Annotated in this window: 19 protein-coding genes; 8 read left to right on the forward strand and 11 right to left on the reverse strand. The window is 35.4% G+C overall.

The genetic code is table 11. The annotated features are described in order from the left end of the window. The first annotated feature begins 85 nt into the window (after nucleotides 1-85). The 3 genes from mltA (at nucleotide 86) to asmA (ending at nucleotide 3,742) form a co-directional block, all read left to right on the forward strand. Nucleotides 86-1,174, forward strand: coding sequence for a murein transglycosylase A (gene mltA / locus GYY69_RS08835; RefSeq protein ID WP_174797343.1), 1,089 nt, complete (start codon nucleotides 86-88; stop codon nucleotides 1,172-1,174). 70 nt (nucleotides 1,175-1,244) lie between these two features. Next, the gene (gene dcd, locus GYY69_RS08840) at nucleotides 1,245-1,826 is read left to right on the forward strand and encodes a dCTP deaminase (RefSeq protein ID WP_174797344.1); all 582 of its coding nucleotides are present in this window, start codon (nucleotides 1,245-1,247) and stop codon (nucleotides 1,824-1,826) included. A gap of 32 nt (nucleotides 1,827-1,858) precedes the next feature. Beyond that, nucleotides 1,859-3,742: an outer membrane assembly protein AsmA gene (gene asmA / locus GYY69_RS08845; protein WP_174797345.1), complete on the forward strand. Its 1,884-nt coding sequence runs from the start codon at nucleotides 1,859-1,861 to the stop codon at nucleotides 3,740-3,742. 50 nt (nucleotides 3,743-3,792) lie between these two features. Here the strand turns inward: asmA and hslU are convergent, their stop codons facing one another. The 11 genes from hslU to sucC all read right to left on the reverse strand — a co-directional run bounded on the left by hslU (nucleotide 3,793) and on the right by sucC (nucleotide 13,603). Further along, a complete protein-coding gene (hslU, locus tag GYY69_RS08850; RefSeq protein ID WP_065637340.1) occupies nucleotides 3,793-5,121 on the reverse strand; it encodes an HslU--HslV peptidase ATPase subunit in 1,329 nt (442 codons plus the stop codon). A 26-nt stretch (nucleotides 5,122-5,147) separates the two neighbouring features. Continuing rightward, nucleotides 5,148-5,675: an ATP-dependent protease subunit HslV gene (gene hslV / locus GYY69_RS08855; protein ID WP_025316169.1), complete on the reverse strand. Its 528-nt coding sequence runs from the start codon at nucleotides 5,673-5,675 to the stop codon at nucleotides 5,148-5,150. Between the two features lie 148 nt (nucleotides 5,676-5,823). Beyond that, nucleotides 5,824-6,915 carry a cell envelope integrity protein TolA gene (gene tolA / locus GYY69_RS08860; protein ID WP_174797346.1) on the reverse strand — a complete coding sequence of 364 codons (1,092 nt, stop codon included), beginning with the start codon at nucleotides 6,913-6,915 and terminating at the stop codon, nucleotides 5,824-5,826. 27 nt (nucleotides 6,916-6,942) lie between these two features. After that, entirely contained in the window at nucleotides 6,943-7,362 is a 420-nt protein-coding gene (gene tolR / locus GYY69_RS08865; RefSeq protein WP_174797347.1) for a colicin uptake protein TolR, read from the reverse strand. Nucleotides 7,363-7,364: 2 nt separating this feature from the next. Further along, entirely contained in the window at nucleotides 7,365-8,036 is a 672-nt protein-coding gene (gene tolQ / locus GYY69_RS08870; protein WP_174797348.1) for a protein TolQ, read from the reverse strand. Continuing rightward, complete coding sequence (gene ybgC / locus GYY69_RS08875) at nucleotides 8,033-8,434, reverse strand: tol-pal system-associated acyl-CoA thioesterase (RefSeq protein WP_446718895.1); 402 nt, start codon at nucleotides 8,432-8,434, stop codon at nucleotides 8,033-8,035. Before ybgC ends, tolQ begins: the two co-directional genes overlap by 4 nt. A 163-nt stretch (nucleotides 8,435-8,597) precedes the next feature. After that, nucleotides 8,598-8,708: a cytochrome bd oxidase small subunit, CydX/CbdX family gene (locus tag GYY69_RS08880; protein WP_174797350.1), complete on the reverse strand. Its 111-nt coding sequence runs from the start codon at nucleotides 8,706-8,708 to the stop codon at nucleotides 8,598-8,600. A 9-nt stretch (nucleotides 8,709-8,717) separates the two neighbouring features. Then, on the reverse strand, nucleotides 8,718-9,854 hold the full coding sequence (cydB, locus tag GYY69_RS08885) for a cytochrome d ubiquinol oxidase subunit II (RefSeq protein WP_174797351.1): 1,137 nt from the start codon (nucleotides 9,852-9,854) through the stop codon (nucleotides 8,718-8,720). Nucleotides 9,855-9,873: 19 nt separating this feature from the next. Next, nucleotides 9,874-11,445 carry a cytochrome ubiquinol oxidase subunit I gene (locus GYY69_RS08890; RefSeq protein WP_174797352.1) on the reverse strand — a complete coding sequence of 524 codons (1,572 nt, stop codon included), beginning with the start codon at nucleotides 11,443-11,445 and terminating at the stop codon, nucleotides 9,874-9,876. 100 nt (nucleotides 11,446-11,545) lie between these two features. Continuing rightward, nucleotides 11,546-12,418 (reverse strand): succinate--CoA ligase subunit alpha, encoded by an 873-nt coding sequence (sucD, locus tag GYY69_RS08895; RefSeq protein WP_174797353.1) that lies wholly within the window; start codon nucleotides 12,416-12,418, stop codon nucleotides 11,546-11,548. A 27-nt stretch (nucleotides 12,419-12,445) separates the two neighbouring features. After that, nucleotides 12,446-13,603, reverse strand: coding sequence for an ADP-forming succinate--CoA ligase subunit beta (gene sucC / locus GYY69_RS08900; protein ID WP_174797354.1), 1,158 nt, complete (start codon nucleotides 13,601-13,603; stop codon nucleotides 12,446-12,448). Nucleotides 13,604-13,779: 176 nt separating this feature from the next. Here sucC and fldA point away from each other — a divergent pair, with 176 nt between their 5' ends. From fldA to cls, 5 genes are all read left to right on the forward strand, one after another. After that, complete coding sequence (gene fldA / locus GYY69_RS08905) at nucleotides 13,780-14,292, forward strand: flavodoxin FldA (protein ID WP_174797355.1); 513 nt, start codon at nucleotides 13,780-13,782, stop codon at nucleotides 14,290-14,292. 77 nt (nucleotides 14,293-14,369) lie between these two features. Then, entirely contained in the window at nucleotides 14,370-14,822 is a 453-nt protein-coding gene (gene fur, locus GYY69_RS08910) for a ferric iron uptake transcriptional regulator (RefSeq protein WP_065637350.1), read from the forward strand. Nucleotides 14,823-14,892: 70 nt separating this feature from the next. Next, the gene (locus GYY69_RS08915; protein WP_174797356.1) at nucleotides 14,893-15,438 is read left to right on the forward strand and encodes an inner membrane-spanning protein YciB; all 546 of its coding nucleotides are present in this window, start codon (nucleotides 14,893-14,895) and stop codon (nucleotides 15,436-15,438) included. Nucleotides 15,439-15,463: 25 nt separating this feature from the next. After that, nucleotides 15,464-15,919 (forward strand): acyl-CoA thioester hydrolase YciA, encoded by a 456-nt coding sequence (gene yciA / locus GYY69_RS08920; RefSeq protein WP_065637352.1) that lies wholly within the window; start codon nucleotides 15,464-15,466, stop codon nucleotides 15,917-15,919. A gap of 6 nt (nucleotides 15,920-15,925) precedes the next feature. Then, nucleotides 15,926-17,389, forward strand: coding sequence for a cardiolipin synthase (cls, locus tag GYY69_RS08925; RefSeq protein ID WP_174797357.1), 1,464 nt, complete (start codon nucleotides 15,926-15,928; stop codon nucleotides 17,387-17,389). Nucleotides 17,390-17,407 lie beyond the last annotated feature (18 nt).

Consider the following 17,407-nt stretch of genomic DNA (forward strand, 5'->3'; position numbering starts at 1 on the left):
TTCATAATTATTGGTAGTTTCTTATAATAGAATTGTGTAGCATAACTAGTTATATTACTTAACATATTATATATGATTTACCAAAATGAAAGAAAACAGCCATTATTATCGTTTTTATTTTTTATGTGTTTTACTTGTCTTATCTCTTCTAATTGGTAGCCAATACAATTCAAATAAACCAATCAATCAAGGTCAACAATATAAAGATGGAAAACTATCTTTACCACTTAATATAAATCACCCTCAATTAAGTATTCCAGTTAATATATCAGACTATATTATTCAAATTGAAAAAATTAAATCATCATCCCCATCTTTATATCGTAAAAATGAACAAGTTTATAAGGCTATAGATGAATGGATAAACCACTCTTTAAGGACTGATGAATTTTACAAAGTTGGACTTAACAGTTATGAAATGGCTGGACAAGATGAATACGGTAATGTGCATTTGACAGGCTACTACACCCCGATAATCAAAGCAAGGCATCAACCAACCGCAGAATTTAAATATCCTATTTACAAAATGCCTGATAACAGTGGCGAACAATTACCAAATCGCGAACAAATTTATGATGGTGCATTAGCTGGAAAGGATCTTGAAATTGCTTATAGTAACTCTTTAATGGATAACTTCATTATGGAAGTACAAGGTAGTGCTTATGTTGATTTTGAAGATGGCTCGCCTTTAGTTTTCTTCTGCTATGGGGGTAAAAATAATCATGGTTATTCAAGTATAGGAAGATTATTAGTAGAACAAGGTGAAATAGCAAAAGAAAACATGTCGATACAATCAATTAAAGCTTGGGCTGAAAATAAACATGAAAAGCAACTTAAAGATTTATTAATTCAAAACCATTCATTCGTTTTTTTCAAACCACAATATAATGCTGAGGTTACAGGCGCAGCAGAAGTACCTTTGATTGCAAATGCATCAGTTGCTTCAGATAAATCTATTATTCCTATAGGGTCTGTAGTATTAGTCGATGTACCACTTCTTGATGAAAATGGACAATATCGAGGTAGACGAGAAACTCGACTGATGGTAGCACTCGATGTTGGCGGTGCGATAAAAGGACAACATTTTGACCTTTATTTGGGCATTGGTGATAAACCAGGTAAATTAGCAGGATATTATAACCACTATGGACGTGCATGGGTGCTAAAGCCTTAAACGACTAACATCGACGCCACTAAAAGAACCTGTTAGAATAAAGCAATACAAGCTGAATTGAGGATAACTCATGAGATTATGCGACAGAGATATCGAAGCGTATTTGCAAAATGGTAAATTAAAAATAACACCACAACCTGCTAAAAGCAGTATTAATGGTGCGACAGTTGATGTTAGATTAGGTAACCAATTTAGAACTTTCCGAGAACATACCACACCTTATATAGATTTAAGTGGACCTAAAGAAGAAGTATCAGCTGTGTTAGAACGAGTAATGAGTGAAGAAATGATATTACCTGAGGGGGATGCCTTTTACCTACACCCTGGTGAATTAGCATTAGCTGTAACATTAGAATCAGTCACTATTCCTGACGATTTGGTTGGTTGGTTAGATGGACGTTCATCGCTTGCCAGACTAGGACTTATGGTTCACGTTACAGCTCATCGTATCGATCCGGGTTGGCAAGGACAAATTGTTTTAGAATTTTATAATTCAGGAAAAATTCCATTAGCACTTAGGCCTGGCATGACAATCGGAGCCCTCAGTTTTGAAACACTTACAGGATCTGCTGCAAGGCCATATAATAGAAGGCAAGATGCAAAATATAAAGACCAACATGGCGCTGTCGCCAGTCGTATTGATAAAGACTAAGCGGTTTATAACTATAACAAAGGAACGTTAATATGATCAAAAAAATATTGGTTATTCTTTTTGCCTTAATTTTACTTATCACAATTAGTATTTTTTCGCTTATTGTTTTTGTCGATCCTAACAACTTTCGTGGGTTTATCTCTGATACAGTGAAAGATAAAACAAGTTATGAGTTATCTATTGATGGCAATTTGCGCTGGCATATATGGCCACAAATAAGTATTCTAACCGATTCAGTAAAACTATATGATACTGGCGCTCAAAAGCCGATTTTGATAGCAGATAATATGAGACTAGATGTTGAATTATTACCTCTTTTCTCAAAAAAATTATCAGTTAAAAATGTATTTATCAAATCAGCAATCATCAACATTACAGATGAAAGTAAAGGCAATATTGCAAAAAATGATACTAATAGACCATCTATTAATGCGAATACTCATGAAACATCCGATTCAAAAAATCAAAAAAATTCATCTAGTTGGAAATTTAGCTTAAATAAATTTGAAGTTGCTGATAGTACTGTGGTGCTTCAACATAAAAATGATCTCATTAACTTCAGAAATATCAATCTAGTAGTAGAACAAAATAAAGATAAAAACATTTCAATCGATCTAAGTGGTAATATAGATAAAAATCAACAAGATGCATCATACATAGCCCATGCTTATGTCGATTTAAATCAATTCCCTGAACAAGCAATAATTAATTTAAAAAAATTTGATTTCACTTATAAAGGCGTCGCTAATTCTACTAAAGAACTAAAAGGTAACATAAATGGCGTATTTAACTATCAGCAGACGCCTACGTTGCTGAAAAGCCAAAATTTATCTTTTTCAATTAATGACAATTATTTTACTGGTACTATCAATGCTGAGTTAGCAAATAAACCGTACATAGATGTGCAGGTAAATTCAGATAAAATCGATCTCTCCTCGTTTTTGAAAATAGATGAAAAATCGAATAAAAAGACAACGACCCAACAAACTTCACCTGTGGTGTCAAATATTACTAAAACCAATAATGAATTAAGCTTTCTAAATACTTTTAACGCTAAAGCTAAGTTAAATATTAAACAGATCAATGCTAACAAAATAACATTAAATAATATTAACATTGATATGACTAATAATGACGGTATTGCAATATTTAAAAACATCAGTTTAGATTTTGCTAAGGGTCATATAGTCGCAACAGGTGTTGCAAATGGCAAACAAAAAAATACACTTGTAAAGCTTAATACCAAGATAACTGATGTTGATTTAAATACATTTTTTAACCAAATGGATACGGCACATGATCTAGAAGGCTTATTTAACGCTACAGGGGATTTAGAGAGTAACAGCTTATCAGGTTCCAAACTTTTAGCTAACTTGCAAGGCAATGTCGCTATTGTTGTAAATAATGCAAGACTCAATAATCTGAATATTCAAAGTATTATCCAAAATGCAGCAGCACATTATTCAAAAGATGTCATGACACCTGAAAATCAAAAAAAATATACCGAATTTCATACAATTTCGGCCAATGCTGAATTGAAACAGGGAAATTTGGAGTTTTCGACATTAAACGCTAATTCTGAAACACTTGATGTCATTGACGGTTCAGGAAGAGTCGGAATATTAAAACAGGACTTGGATATAAATTTGAACTTAAAAATGCTAGGTGGTTGGAATGCTAAAAATGAAACTATTGCAAAACTACAAAAGTTAACAATACCGCTGCGCATTTATGGTCAATTTACTAAACTTCGTTACCAAATTGATATTGGTAAATTAGTTACCGATGTGTTAAGTGATAAATTACAAGAACGTTTAGAAAAACTTCGCGATAAATTAGAGAATCATAATTCTAAAGATCATTCGAAATCTAAATCAAGAGCTACCGATATCTTAGGAGAATTACTAAGAAAATAAGAATAAAAAAGGTGAGTAAAACTCACCTTTTTATGCCTAACATAAGCTAATTATAAAATAAACTTACTTAAATCCTCATCTGCAACAAGTTTATCTAAATGATCACCAACGTATTTAGCATCAATTGTAACAGTCTGTCCATCAAGTTCACTCGCCTCAAATGAGACTTCTTCCATCAAGCGTTCCAATACAGTATGTAGCCTACGAGCACCAATATTTTCATTTTGTTCATTCACTTGCCATGCTGATTCTGCTATTTTACGAATACCATCTGGAGTAAAATCGATATTGACACCTTCCGTTGCCATTAGCGCCTTATATTGAACAGTAAGCGAAGCATTTGGTTCTGTTAAAATACGCTCAAAATCTTCACTAGTTAGTGCTTGTAATTCAACTCGAATAGGTAATCGACCTTGCAATTCAGGGATTAAATCAGATGGATTTGCTGTTTGGAAAGCGCCTGAAGCAATAAACAATATATGATCTGTTTTAACAGAGCCATGTTTAGTCGACACAGTACAACCTTCAACTAATGGTAACAGATCTCGTTGCACTCCCTCACGTGAAACATCTGGACCTGATGAGTTACCACGTTTACAGACTTTATCTATCTCATCAATAAAAACAATTCCGTTTTGTTCAACTGCCTCAATAGCTTCATGTTTAAGCTCATCAGGATTAACTAATTTAGCAGCTTCTTCTTCAATTAGCTGTTTAAATGCATCTTTGATCTTCATTTTACGTGGTTTAGTTTTTTGTCCACCTAAATTTTGAAACATTGACTGCAACTGATTCGTCATCTCTTCCATACCTGGAGGCGCCATAATTTCAACACCAATATTGACACCTGCGACTTCAATTTCAATCTCTTTATCATCAAGTGCACCTTCACGTAGTTTTTTGCGAAAAGCTTGCCTTGCAGCTGAATCAGTATTATTTTCAACTTGTCCCCAACCATCTTTAGCCGGCGGTACAAGTACATCTAAAATACGATCCTCTGCTAATTCTTCCGCTCTATTACGGTTACGTTCAATCGCTTCTTGACGGATCATTTTTACCGCAGAATCAGTTAAATCACGAATAATGGAATCAACTTCTTTACCTACATAACCAACTTCAGTAAATTTAGTCGCTTCGACTTTAATAAACGGAGCATGTGCTAATTTTGCTAAACGTCTTGCAATTTCCGTTTTACCAACACCTGTTGGGCCAATCATAAGTATATTTTTGGGTGTAACCTCATGACGCAATGTTTCATCAAGTTGCATACGACGCCAGCGATTACGCAGTGCTATAGCCACAGAACGTTTTGCTTTATCTTGTCCTATGATGTGTTGGTTTAGTTCGCTTACAATTTCGCGAGGAGTCATTTCAGACATAATAATATTCTCTTTAATTCGGTTGATTAGTAATTGAGTTCTTCAATAGTTTGGAAGTTATTGGTATATACACAAATATCGCCCGCTATTGACAATGATTTTTGTACGATATCGTGTGCAGAAAGTGAGGTATTATCTAGTAAAGCTCGAGCCGCTGCTTGCGCATAAGGACCGCCAGACCCAATAGCAATTAAATCATCTTCTGGTTGGATAACATCACCAGTACCTGTAATAATCAATGATGCACTTTCATCAGCAACAGCAAGTAATGCTTCTAGTTTGCGTAACATTCTATCGGTTCGCCAATCTTTAGCGAGTTCAACAGCAGCCTTAGTTAAATGTCCTTGGTGCATCTCTAATTTCCGCTCAAACAGCTCAAATAGTGTAAAAGCATCAGCAGTACCACCAGCAAAACCTGCAATCACTTTGTTATTATATAAACGACGAACTTTACGGGCATTACCCTTCATAATAATACGTTCGCCTAACGTGACTTGACCATCACCACCAATAACGACTTGCCCCTCACGACGGACACTGACAATTGTTGTCATGTTCTGCTCCTTCTTTTACTTAAAAACTTGATTCGAAATGAATAGAGGATATATTGGGATGATTAATGTAATTTCAATATTCACATTTGAAGATATAGATAATTTATTGTAAAAAAGTTTCAGAAAACATCGTGTTTGCGTATAAAAATTATTTCGGTTGAAAGTCAATTGTCATCGTTTTGACTTGATTATAAAAACCACTTGCAGGTTTGGGAATTACAGCTTGTTTAGTCGCAGCAAGCGCTTCTCGACATAATGCGTCATCACCACCTTTTGCACTAACATCAAGTAATAAGCCATCAGGTGCTATTTGAATATCTAACACACAATTTCGACCACTATATAATTTGTTAGGATTAATAAACTTATTACTGATGGCATTTTGAACTAAAGATTTATATTTATTAAGTTCTCCATCTGAAACACCTTTACGAGCAGCGGCACCACCTGATGGAGTTGGTGCGCCTGATGTCAATCCACCTAGCAGATTATCAAGTTCTTTATCTTTTTTAGCTTGTGCGGCTTTTTTTGCTTTTTCGGCAGCAGCTTTGTCAGCGGCTTGCTTTTTTGCTTGTTCTTCTTTTTGCTTATTTAATTCTTCTTGTTTACGTTCATTTTCAATTCGTTGCTTTTCAATAAGTTCTTGTTCAGCTTTTTGTTTCGCCAATTCTTGTTGTTTACGCAAAGTTTCTTCTCGTTGTTTATCCAACAATTCTCGCTCTGCTTTTAATTTAGCTTCCTGCTCTGCTTTTTGTTTTGCTAATTCAGCCTGCTGTTGCTCTAAACGCTGTTTTTCAGCCTGTCTTTTTTGCTCTTCTAACTGTTCTTTTACTTTGCGAGCTTCTTCTTCTTTCTGCCTTGCTACCTGCGCAGCTTGTGCAGCCTCTGCTTCTTGCTTTTGTTGCTGTTCAACTTTTAATCGCTCCTTTTCTAGCTCTTTAAGTCGCTGTTGTTGGGCAAGCTGCTGCTCTTGTAGCTTCCGAGCCTGCTCATCTATTTGTTGCTGCCTTTGTTGTTCTGCTTGTTTTTGGCTCACCTGTGTCTTTAATTGTCTTTGATATTGTTCGGTCATGACGGAAGGATCAACCATAATAGCATCAATAGCATTTCCATTAACGCTACCATAGTTAGCATCGTTATCATACATAGCTCGGTAACCCAAAATAATAATTAAAATCACGTGTAATATAATGGATACGATAATAGCTATACTTAATTTTGAATTTGACTTATAAGACATTGCAGACTTCTTGCTATATTATTTTATTTAAATTGGTTGAGTCATTAAACCCACAGACTTAACACCTGCAGATTGTAATAAATTCAACGCTTTTATAATTTCTTCATAGGGAACATCTTTAGCGCCACCAACTAAAAAAACAGCTTTTTCGTTAAGTGACATCTGTTGCTTAACTTCTGCAACAATTTGTTCTTGTGGTAAATTAGATTGACGGTTCTGATCAATAATCAGTGAATATATACCAATACCAGACACTTCAATAATGATTGGTTTATTTTCTGAAGGGGAGACCGTTTTAGATTCTGACGCTTGTGGCAGATCAACCTCGACACTTTGGCTAATAATTGGCGCTGTTGCCATAAAAATAAGCACTAAAACTAATAACACATCAAGCAAAGGTACTATATTGATTTCAGATTTAGTTGTATAACGTGAACGTCTACTCATAATTATTTCCTGACAGCAACTGCTTGACGTTGTAAAATTGCTGAAAATTCATCAATAAAGTTAAGGTAGCTTTGTTCAATTCGGTTCACACTTAATGACAAGCGGTTATAGGCAAGAACCGCAGGAATAGCAGCAAATAAACCAATTGCAGTGGCAATTAATGCCTCAGCAATCCCAGGTGCAACCATTTGTAATGTTGCTTGTTTAGCAGAGCCTAAAGAAATAAATGCATTCATAATACCCCAGACAGTACCAAACAAACCAATATATGGACTAATAGAACCCACTGTACCTAAAAAAGGGATATGCAATTCTAAAATATCAAGCTCACGATTCATTGCTAAACGCATAGAACGTGATGATCCATCTAAGGCTGATTCTGCCATATTTGGGTTAATTTGATAAAGTCGTGAAAACTCTTTAAAACCTGAATAGAAAATATGTTCTGTACCACTAATATCTTCTTTATTAAATTTTGCTTTATCAAATAAAACATTTAAATCATCTGCAACCCAAAAACTATTATCAAATTGCTCAATCTGTTTTTTAGCTTTACCTAAAATCTTAGTTCGTTGAAATATAATAGCCCACGACATAACAGAAAAAGTAAGTAACAACAACATAACGCATTTTACTAATAAACCTGCTTGCAAAAACAGATCAATAATATTCATATAAACTCCAAAACTAATAACTTAGGAAGCCCACATGGCTTCATCTTAGTGATATTCACACAAGCAATAAGAACATCCGCTGTGCTGATAACTTGGTTATTTTGATTAAAAATAGTCTGCTTAAAAATAATAGACGCCTTGCGAACTTGCTCAGCACTAGTCTTAATAGTCAGCATATCATCTAAACGAGCCGGGAAATGGTAGCTAATATCCATCTTTTTTACCACAAAAGCAATACCCTCTTGTAATAACTTTTGCTGGCTAATATCAAGTTGCCTTAGCATTTCGGTCCTAGCTCGTTCAAAAAAAGCAAGATACCTAGCATGGTAAACGACGCCACCCGCATCTGTATCTTCATAGTAAACTCTTGCATTCCATATAAATTGTTTCATGTCCAAATCGCACTAATTAAATTTGAGACTATTATATCTGAATACAAAATTCGCTGCACTATGATATGAAAAAAACCAAATGAAAACAATTATCATTTATTTTTAACAGCCATACATAAAAATAAAAAGGTGGCTATTTGCCACCTTTTTTATTACTTTTTAAATCATATTATTTGTTATTAGACTCTTTTTCGCTACTGTCTCGCTCAACCCATAAGCCAATTATAGCTGATAGCATACACGCAGCAATAAGTCCTATAAACCATAAAACGTAATACATAATAGTTCCTTAATAAAGAGAATGTTTATTATTTTCGATATGATTTTTATCCAGTCTTCCAAACATTTTAATATATGACCAAATGGTATAAAAAAGAACAATAGGCAAAAATATAAGAACAACAACAAACATAATATTAAGTGTTAATTGACTTGATGATGCATCCCATATTGTCAAACTTGCATTTGGCATAATGCTTGAAGGCATAATGAATGGGAAAGTTGCAATACCATAGGTGAATAGAACACACGCAATGGTTAATGCTGATGAAATAAATACTAATGCATTTTTATTTAAACTAGAAAAAAGAATGGTTAATAGTGGTAACATTACCCCTAAAGCAGGCACTATCCATAAAATAGGATAATTCATATAGTTAGCTAACCACGATGCATCAGTAGATACTGTTTTATTCAATGGATTAGATGCGGCATTATAATCAATGACACTAGTAACTTCATAACCATGAATACCAAATGCCACCCAAACACCTGCTAACACAAATGCAATTAGCATAACCAAACTAGCGATTTGTGTAGCTTTTCTAGCTCTTAAATAGAGCTCGCCCGATGTTTTCATCTGTAACCATGCTCCACCATGAGCAACAAATAACATTAAACTCACAACACCTGTCAATAGTGCAAAAGGATTAAGCAAACCGAAGAAATTACCATCATAAAACACTCGATAAGAGTTATCAAACCTAAACGGAACACCTTCTAATAAGTTGCCAAAAGCGACACCAAAAACGAGTGCAGGTACAAAGCTACCTGCAAAAATGCCACCATCCCATAAATTACGCCATTTTGAGTTCTCTAGTTTACTACGATAATCAAAACCGATTGGTCTAAAAAACAGCGCGCAAAGCACTAAAATCATCGCAATATAAAAACCAGAAAATGACGCAGCATAGGCCATAGGCCAAGCGGCAAATATTCCCGCCCCAGCAGTAATTAACCAAACTTGGTTGCCATCCCAATGAGGAGCAATTGCATTAATCATAATACGACGTTCCGTATCTGTTTTACCGATAAAAGGTAATAAAATACCCACGCCCATATCAAAACCATCTGTGACAACAAAACCGATTAAAACAACACTAATCAGCACCCACCAGATGACGCGTACAATTTCGTAATCAATCATTGTGTATACTCCCTATGCCCTATTTTGTTATCGGTTGTGTTTTTTCATAATGATAGTTGCCCGTCCCTAACGAACTTGGTCCTAAGCGAGCAAACTTAAACATTAAGAATAATTCAGCAACTAAGAACAATGTATAAAGCCCACAAATAAGTACCATAGTGAATAACACTTCACCCGCTGTTAATGATGAATTGGCCACTCCAGTCGGTAAAATATCTTGAATCGCCCAAGGTTGACGTCCATATTCTGCAACAAACCAACCAGATTCACAAGCTAACCATGGGAACGGTAAAAATAGGACTAATAAACGATGTAACCAACGTTTTTCACCAATTTTATTTTTATAAGTTACCCATAATGCAAACCCCGTACCAAGAATCATTAGCAGACCTAAACCAACCATGACTCTAAACGCCCAAAATAGTGGCCATACTGTAGGAATTGAGTCCTCTGTCGCAGCTTTAATATGTTCTTCAGTCGCTTGAGGAATAGTTAGATTATCACGATCAGTAAAGCGTTTGACCAGATAACCATAGCCTAAATCAGCTTTATTATCCTCGAATGCTTTAAGGACGTCAGGATCTTGATTACCTTGTTGGATTTTTTCTAAATTTGTATAAGCTAAAATACCTTTACGAATCCTCGTTTCGTTATTCGCTAATATATCTTTTAAACCTGTTACTTGCGTGTCCAATGAACGCGTGGCCATTATGCCCATTGCATAAGGAATTTCTATTGCAAATAAATTTTCTTTATTCTTTTGTGATGGAAAGGCAATAGCATTGAATGATGCAGGTGCAGGTTGAGTTTCCCATTCAGCTTCAATGGCAGCAAGTTTAGCAGGTTGGACAGTTGTCAGTTCGTGCCCCGCTTCATCGCCCATAATAGCTACTGCAATTGACATGATAAGACCAAAGGGAGCAGCTACAGCAAAAGAACGTTTTGCAAATCCGACATCCCGTTTTTTTAGTAAATAATAAGAGCTGATGCTTAATACAAAGATCGCACCGGTCAAATAACCAGCAGCAACGGTATGAACAAATTTATATTGAGCAACGGTGTTAGTAATCAACTCAAAAAAGTTCGCCATTTCCATGCGTGAATTAATTGGGTTAAATTCAGATCCCACTGGGAATTGCATCCAACCATTAGCAACTAAGATCCAAAGTGCTGAAAGATTAGAACCAAATGCAACACACCAAGTTACCATTAAATGTTTACCACGGCTTAATCTATCCCAACCAAAAAAGAACAAACCTACCATGGTTGATTCTAAGAAAAATGCCATTAAACCTTCAATGGCTAATGGCGCACCAAAAATATCACCCACATAATGTGAATAATAAGACCAGTTAGTACCAAATTGAAATTCCATGGTCAAGCCAGTTGCGACCCCAACGGCGAAGTTGATAGCAAACAGCTTACCCCAGAATTTTGTCATATCTTTCCAAACTTGCTTGCCACTAACAACGTATACCGTTTCCATAATTGCTAGCATAAACGCTAAACCCAGCGTTAATGGTACAAAAATAAAATGATACATTGCAGTGAGTGCAAACTGGAGACGTGAAATTTCTACTATATCTAACATAAACGCTCCCTAAATCTTAAATGCTCACAAATTTTTTACGTTATTGATGAACATTATACACAGATAATTACAAAATAATAATTGATATACATCAAAAAAACTATATCGCAATTTGTTTTTTTACAGCATCGCCGATTTCGGCAAGACTTGTTACAACTGTAATACCTGCCGATTGCAATGCTTTAGATTTTTCCACCGCGGTGCCTTTATTACCCGAAATAATGGCTCCTGCATGCCCCATGCGTTTGCCTGATGGGGCAGAAATACCCGCAATATAAGCAATCACAGGTTTAGTTACGTGCTTTTTAACATATTCAGCAGCTTCTTCTTCGGCACTCCCACCAATCTCGCCGATCATCACAATAACTTCAGTTTTAGGATCTTGTTCAAGTAACGCTAAAATAGAAATAAAATCGCTACCTGGAATAGGATCACCGCCGATGCCCACACACACAGATTGCCCTAAACCGATATCGGTTGTTTGTTTAACCGCTTCATAAGTTAAGGTACCGGAACGAGAAACAATTCCTACCTTTCCTGCACGATGGATATGACCTGGCATAATACCTATTTTACATTCATCAGGGACAATAATTCCCGGACAGTTCGGTCCAATCATTACAACATCATTTAACTGTAATTTTTCTTTAACAACAAGCATATCTAGAGTTGGGATACCTTCAGTAATACAAACAATGAGTTTAATACCTGCATCAATTGCTTCTAAAATCGAATCTTTACCAAAGGCTGCTGGCACATAAATGACACTTGCTGTTGCACCTGTTGCTTCAACCGCTTCTTTAACTGTATTAAAAACGGGTAAACCTAAATGAATTGTACCACCTTTGCCTGGCGTTACGCCACCGACTAACTTGGTACCATAATCAAGTGCTTGCTGTGAATGGAAAGATCCTTGACTCCCAGTGAATCCTTGGCAGATAACTTTGGTTTCTTTATTAACTAAAATTGACATAATAACTATTCTCCACGCACCCTATCATTAAGCAACAGCGACAATTTTTTGGGCCGCATCGGTTAAACTTTCTGCAGTAATAACATTTAATTTACTTTTCGCTAAAATTTCTCGAGCAAGCGGAGCATTATTACCTTCAAGACGGACAACAACGGGAACAGTCAGGCCTATTTCTTTAATTGCACTAATAACGCCATCGGCAATTAAATCACAACGAACAATGCCACCAAAAATATTAACCAAAATCGCTTTCACATTTGTATCAGATAATATTAACTTAAATGCTTCAGCAACGCGTTCTTTCGTTGTACCTCCACCGACATCCAAAAAGTTGGCTGGTTCACCACCATATAGTTTAATAATATCCATAGTTGCCATCGCAAGACCTGCGCCATTAACCATACAGCCAATATTGCCATTTAATGATACATAGCTAATACCTTGTTTTGCAGCAATTGACTCACGCTCATCCTCTTGAGTTGTATCTCTTAAAATAGTTAAATTAGGATGCCTAAAAAGCGCGTTATCGTCTAAAACAACTTTTGCATCTAAACAAATGAGTTCTTCTGAATCAGTAATCACTAACGGATTGATTTCAGCTAGTGAAACATCATTTTCTAAAAAGAGTTTTGCTAAATTAACAAATAATTTTGTAAACTGATTAACTAATTTTCCTGTTAACCCCAATTTAAACGCAAGTTCACGACCTTGATAAGCACAAGGACCGGTTAAAGGATCAAGTGAGGTTTTATAAATTAAGTGTGGTGATTTTTCGGCAACGCTTTCTATATCAACCCCCCCCTCTGTCGATGCCATAATCACAATACGCTTCGAACTGCGATCGACCACCGCCCCTAAATACAGTTCTTTGTGAATATTAGACGCCTTTTCAATTAAAATCTTATTAACTGGCTGACCTTTATCGGTGGTTTGATAAGTAACAAGGTATTGCCCCAACCAATTTTCAGCAAATTGCTTTATTTCATCATAATTTTGAGTACATATAACGCCACCGGCTTTACCTCTCCCGCCTGCATGAACTTGACATTTAGCAACCCAAGAACCTGAAGGTAATTGAGCTAATATATCTTGTATTTCACCAATTGAGTTACAAACGTACCCTTCTGGCACGGGTAAATTATATTGCTTAAAAAGATATTTAGATTGATATTCATGCAAATTCATAAAGAAATTCCATAGCCAATGTTAATATGAAAACAGGTAGTAATTCTAATGCAAGATGAATAAATTGTATAGCAAATAATAACTTATGTTCTGTGCAATTTAGAACGATTGCTGATAATAGATGACAATGATATACTCCTAAAATATTTAATAAGGTAAATAGTAAAGGTACAAATATGAAACAAGTTGGTATTTTTTTTGGTAGTGACACAGGTAATACAGAAAATGTAGCAAAGCAAATCCAACTCATTTTGGGTAGTGACAAAGCTGAACTTTTCGACATTGCAAAAGCCTCTAAAGAGAACATTGAACAATACAATTACCTATTTTTTGGTATTCCAACTTGGTACTATGGTGAGTCTCAAGCAGACTGGGACGACTTTTTCCCCAATTTAGAAAAAATAAATTTTAGTGGTAAAACCGTGGCGATTTTTGGTTGTGGCGATCAAGAAGACTATGCCGAATATTTTTGTGATGCCATGGGAACACTTCGCGATATTATTGAGCCTAAAGGTGCCAAAATTGTTGGGCATTGGTCAACTGAAGGTTATAGTTTTGAAGCGTCAAAAAGTTTAGTTGACGACACACATTTCGTTGGTTTAGCAATTGACGAAGATCGTCAACCAGAATTAACTGAACAGAGAATCAACAATTGGGTGAACCAAGTTAAAACCGAAATGAAAATTTAATCTATTAAAATGATTTCTTTTATTTACCGTATATAGTTCCTATAATAGGTAATTATTCATCACTAATGGGAAGTAATATGACAAATCATGATAATAATGCGGCACTCAAAAGCGCTGGTTTAAAGGTTACACTACCTCGATTAAAGATTTTAGAGTTATTACGAGATCCTTCATGTCAACATATTACAGTAGAAGATCTTTATAAAAAACTACTTGATATGGGTGAAGAAATCGGGCTTGCAACCGTTTATCGTGTTTTGAATCAATTTGACGATGCAGGAATTGTTACTCGCCATAACTTTGAGGGTGGCAAAGCAGTTTTCGAACTAGCTACACAGCAACATCACGATCATTTAATTTGTTTAGATTGTGGCGAAGTATTTGAGTTTCGCGATGATATTATTAATGCGAGACAAAAAGAAATCGCCGAACAATATGGTGTAAAATTGACTTTTCACAGTTTATATCTTTATGGGCATTGTCAATCTGGCAACTGTAAAGCGCATCCTGAACTTCATCACAAAAAATAAGCCTATTCCAATAGGCTTTTTACTTATTTTTAAATATGACAACTTACCTTTTTATTAGGTTAACAATCAAATGAAACAGCTTTTAAACTTTATTCCTCTGGTGTTCTTTTTTGTTTTTCTAACCATGTATGATGTCTTTGTTGGCGTTCAAGCATTGATGATCGCCGCAACAGTATGCTTTCTTCTCATTCTTATTCTATATAGAAAAATAGATAAAGTAGAATTGATCTCTTATCTAATGATCATGGTTTTCGGTGGATTTACACTTTATTTGCGTGACCCGAATATAATCAAATGGAAAGTCACTATTATTAATTTTTTATTTGCCACAGCCTTATTAATTAGCCAATACTTTTTCAAAAAAAACCTACTTCAAAAAATGCTAGGCAAAGAAATACAGCTTGATACTGCTATTTGGAATAAACTAAATTTATTATGGATCTTCTTTTTTATATTATGTGGCGCCATTAGTTTAGGTGCAACCTATTACACGACGGACGATTTCTTTTGGATATTTAAAGTATTTATTTTACCTGGCGCATCGTTACTATTATCGTTAATATCAGGTATTTATATTTACAAAAATATGAATAAAGATATAGATAATAAACAATAAGTTATAACAAACGGAGTATTTTAGCATGACACAAGATACAACCCCTAAAGGTCAATTAGTGCTTAGAACGCTTGCCATGCCGGCTGATACCAATCCTCACGGACACATTTTTGGTGGGTGGATCATGTCTCAAATGGATCTTGCTGGTGGTATTTTATCAAAAGAGATCGCAAGAAATCGGGTTGTAACAGTTAATGCTAGTAGCATTACATTTTACAAACCAGCAATGGTAGGTGATGTTGTTTGTTGTTATGCACATTGCATCAAAACAGGAAAAACATCAATCACGATAGGTATTGAAGTTTGGGTTAAAAAAGTCATTGATACATCTGACACTACACAACGTTTTTGCATAACAGATGCTGTATTCACTTATGTTTCAGTAGATAAACATAATAACCCAAAACCATTACCTGAGGTTTTTCAACATTATGATTGTACTAAAGATCCAATAGCTAAACTGAATCTAATTCATAGCTAAGTAAATATGCAATTTACCTCATTTCATGCTTTAATCAGTACTTTGATCTTCCTTGTTTATTGGCTGATTATTGTTTCAACAACATTACGAATTGTCTTCAAACGAAGACCAACGACTTATGTTATTGCATGGATGTTAGTCATTTATATCTTACCACTTGTTGGTGTGTTCCTTTATTTTACACTGGGTGAAGCTCACTTAGGGCAGCAACGCGCTAAGCGAGCGCAAAAAATGCGTCCAACGATTTCTAAGTTTATTAACCGACTAAGTGACTTTCCAGATATCTTCACTAAAAACGTAAGCCAAGTCAGCAAGCCGATTTTCCAGCTTTGTAAACACCAAACAGGGTTTGATGGAATTAATGGTAATCATATTGAGCTATTGAGTGAAACAAACGTCATTTTCGACCGCTTAATTGATGATATCAATCGAGCAACGTCCAATATTGAAATGGTATTTTATATCTGGAATGAAGGCGGTCGGGCTGATGATGTCGAGCAAGCACTCATTCAAGCAACTAAACGAGGCGTAACTTGTCGATTAATGGTTGATTCTGCTGGTAGCCGACATTTTATTAAGTCCAACGCAAGTAAAAGAATGCGTGATGCTGGTATTACCATTATTGAAGCTTTACAAGTCAACTTGCTTCGATTTATGTTTCGACGTCTGGACTTACGTCAACACCGCAAAGTAGCTATTATCGATAACTATATCACTTATACTGGCAGCATGAATATTGTCGATCCACGTTTTTTTAAACAAAATAAACATGTTGGCGAATGGGTTGATATCATGGTTAGAGTAAGTGGTCCAGTTACAACACTTATGGGCGCTATATATGCCTGCGATTGGCAGCTAGAAACAGGCAAATATTTAGCCCTACCACAAATCACTGATTTTGCCGAACCACCAGAAGATAAAAAACACATTATGCAATTAATCGCATCAGGTCCTGGCTATATGGAAAGCATGATACACCAAGTATTATTAACGGCAATTTATTCAGCGCAAGAACAAATTATTTTTACTACACCTTATTTAGTACCGACTGATGATATTTTACACGCTGTATGCACCGCAACTCAGCGAGGTGTTGAAGTCATCATCATTATTCCCAAAAATATTGATTCACTAATGGTAAAATGGGCAAGCCGGGCTTTCTTTTCAGAGTTATTAAACGGTGGTGTCAAACTTTATCAATTCAAAGACAACTTATTACATACCAAAAGTGTTTTAATCGATAATCAATTAAGCCTTGTTGGCACTGTAAATTTAGATATGCGCAGCTTATGGCTTAATTTTGAAATTACAACTGTAATTGATGATGCAGAATTTGCTCAGTCACTATCAATTCTCTTACAAAAATATTTATCTCATTCAGATAAAATAAGTACTGAAAAATGGAACCAACGCCCAATTTGGCAACGCATTGTTGAACGACTATTTTACTGTTTTGCTCCTTTGCTATGATTTTTAAGTTAATTTTAA

This window comes from Gilliamella sp. ESL0250 (genome assembly GCF_013345045.1).
Lineage (GTDB): Bacteria > Pseudomonadota > Gammaproteobacteria > Enterobacterales > Orbaceae > Gilliamella > Gilliamella apicola_H.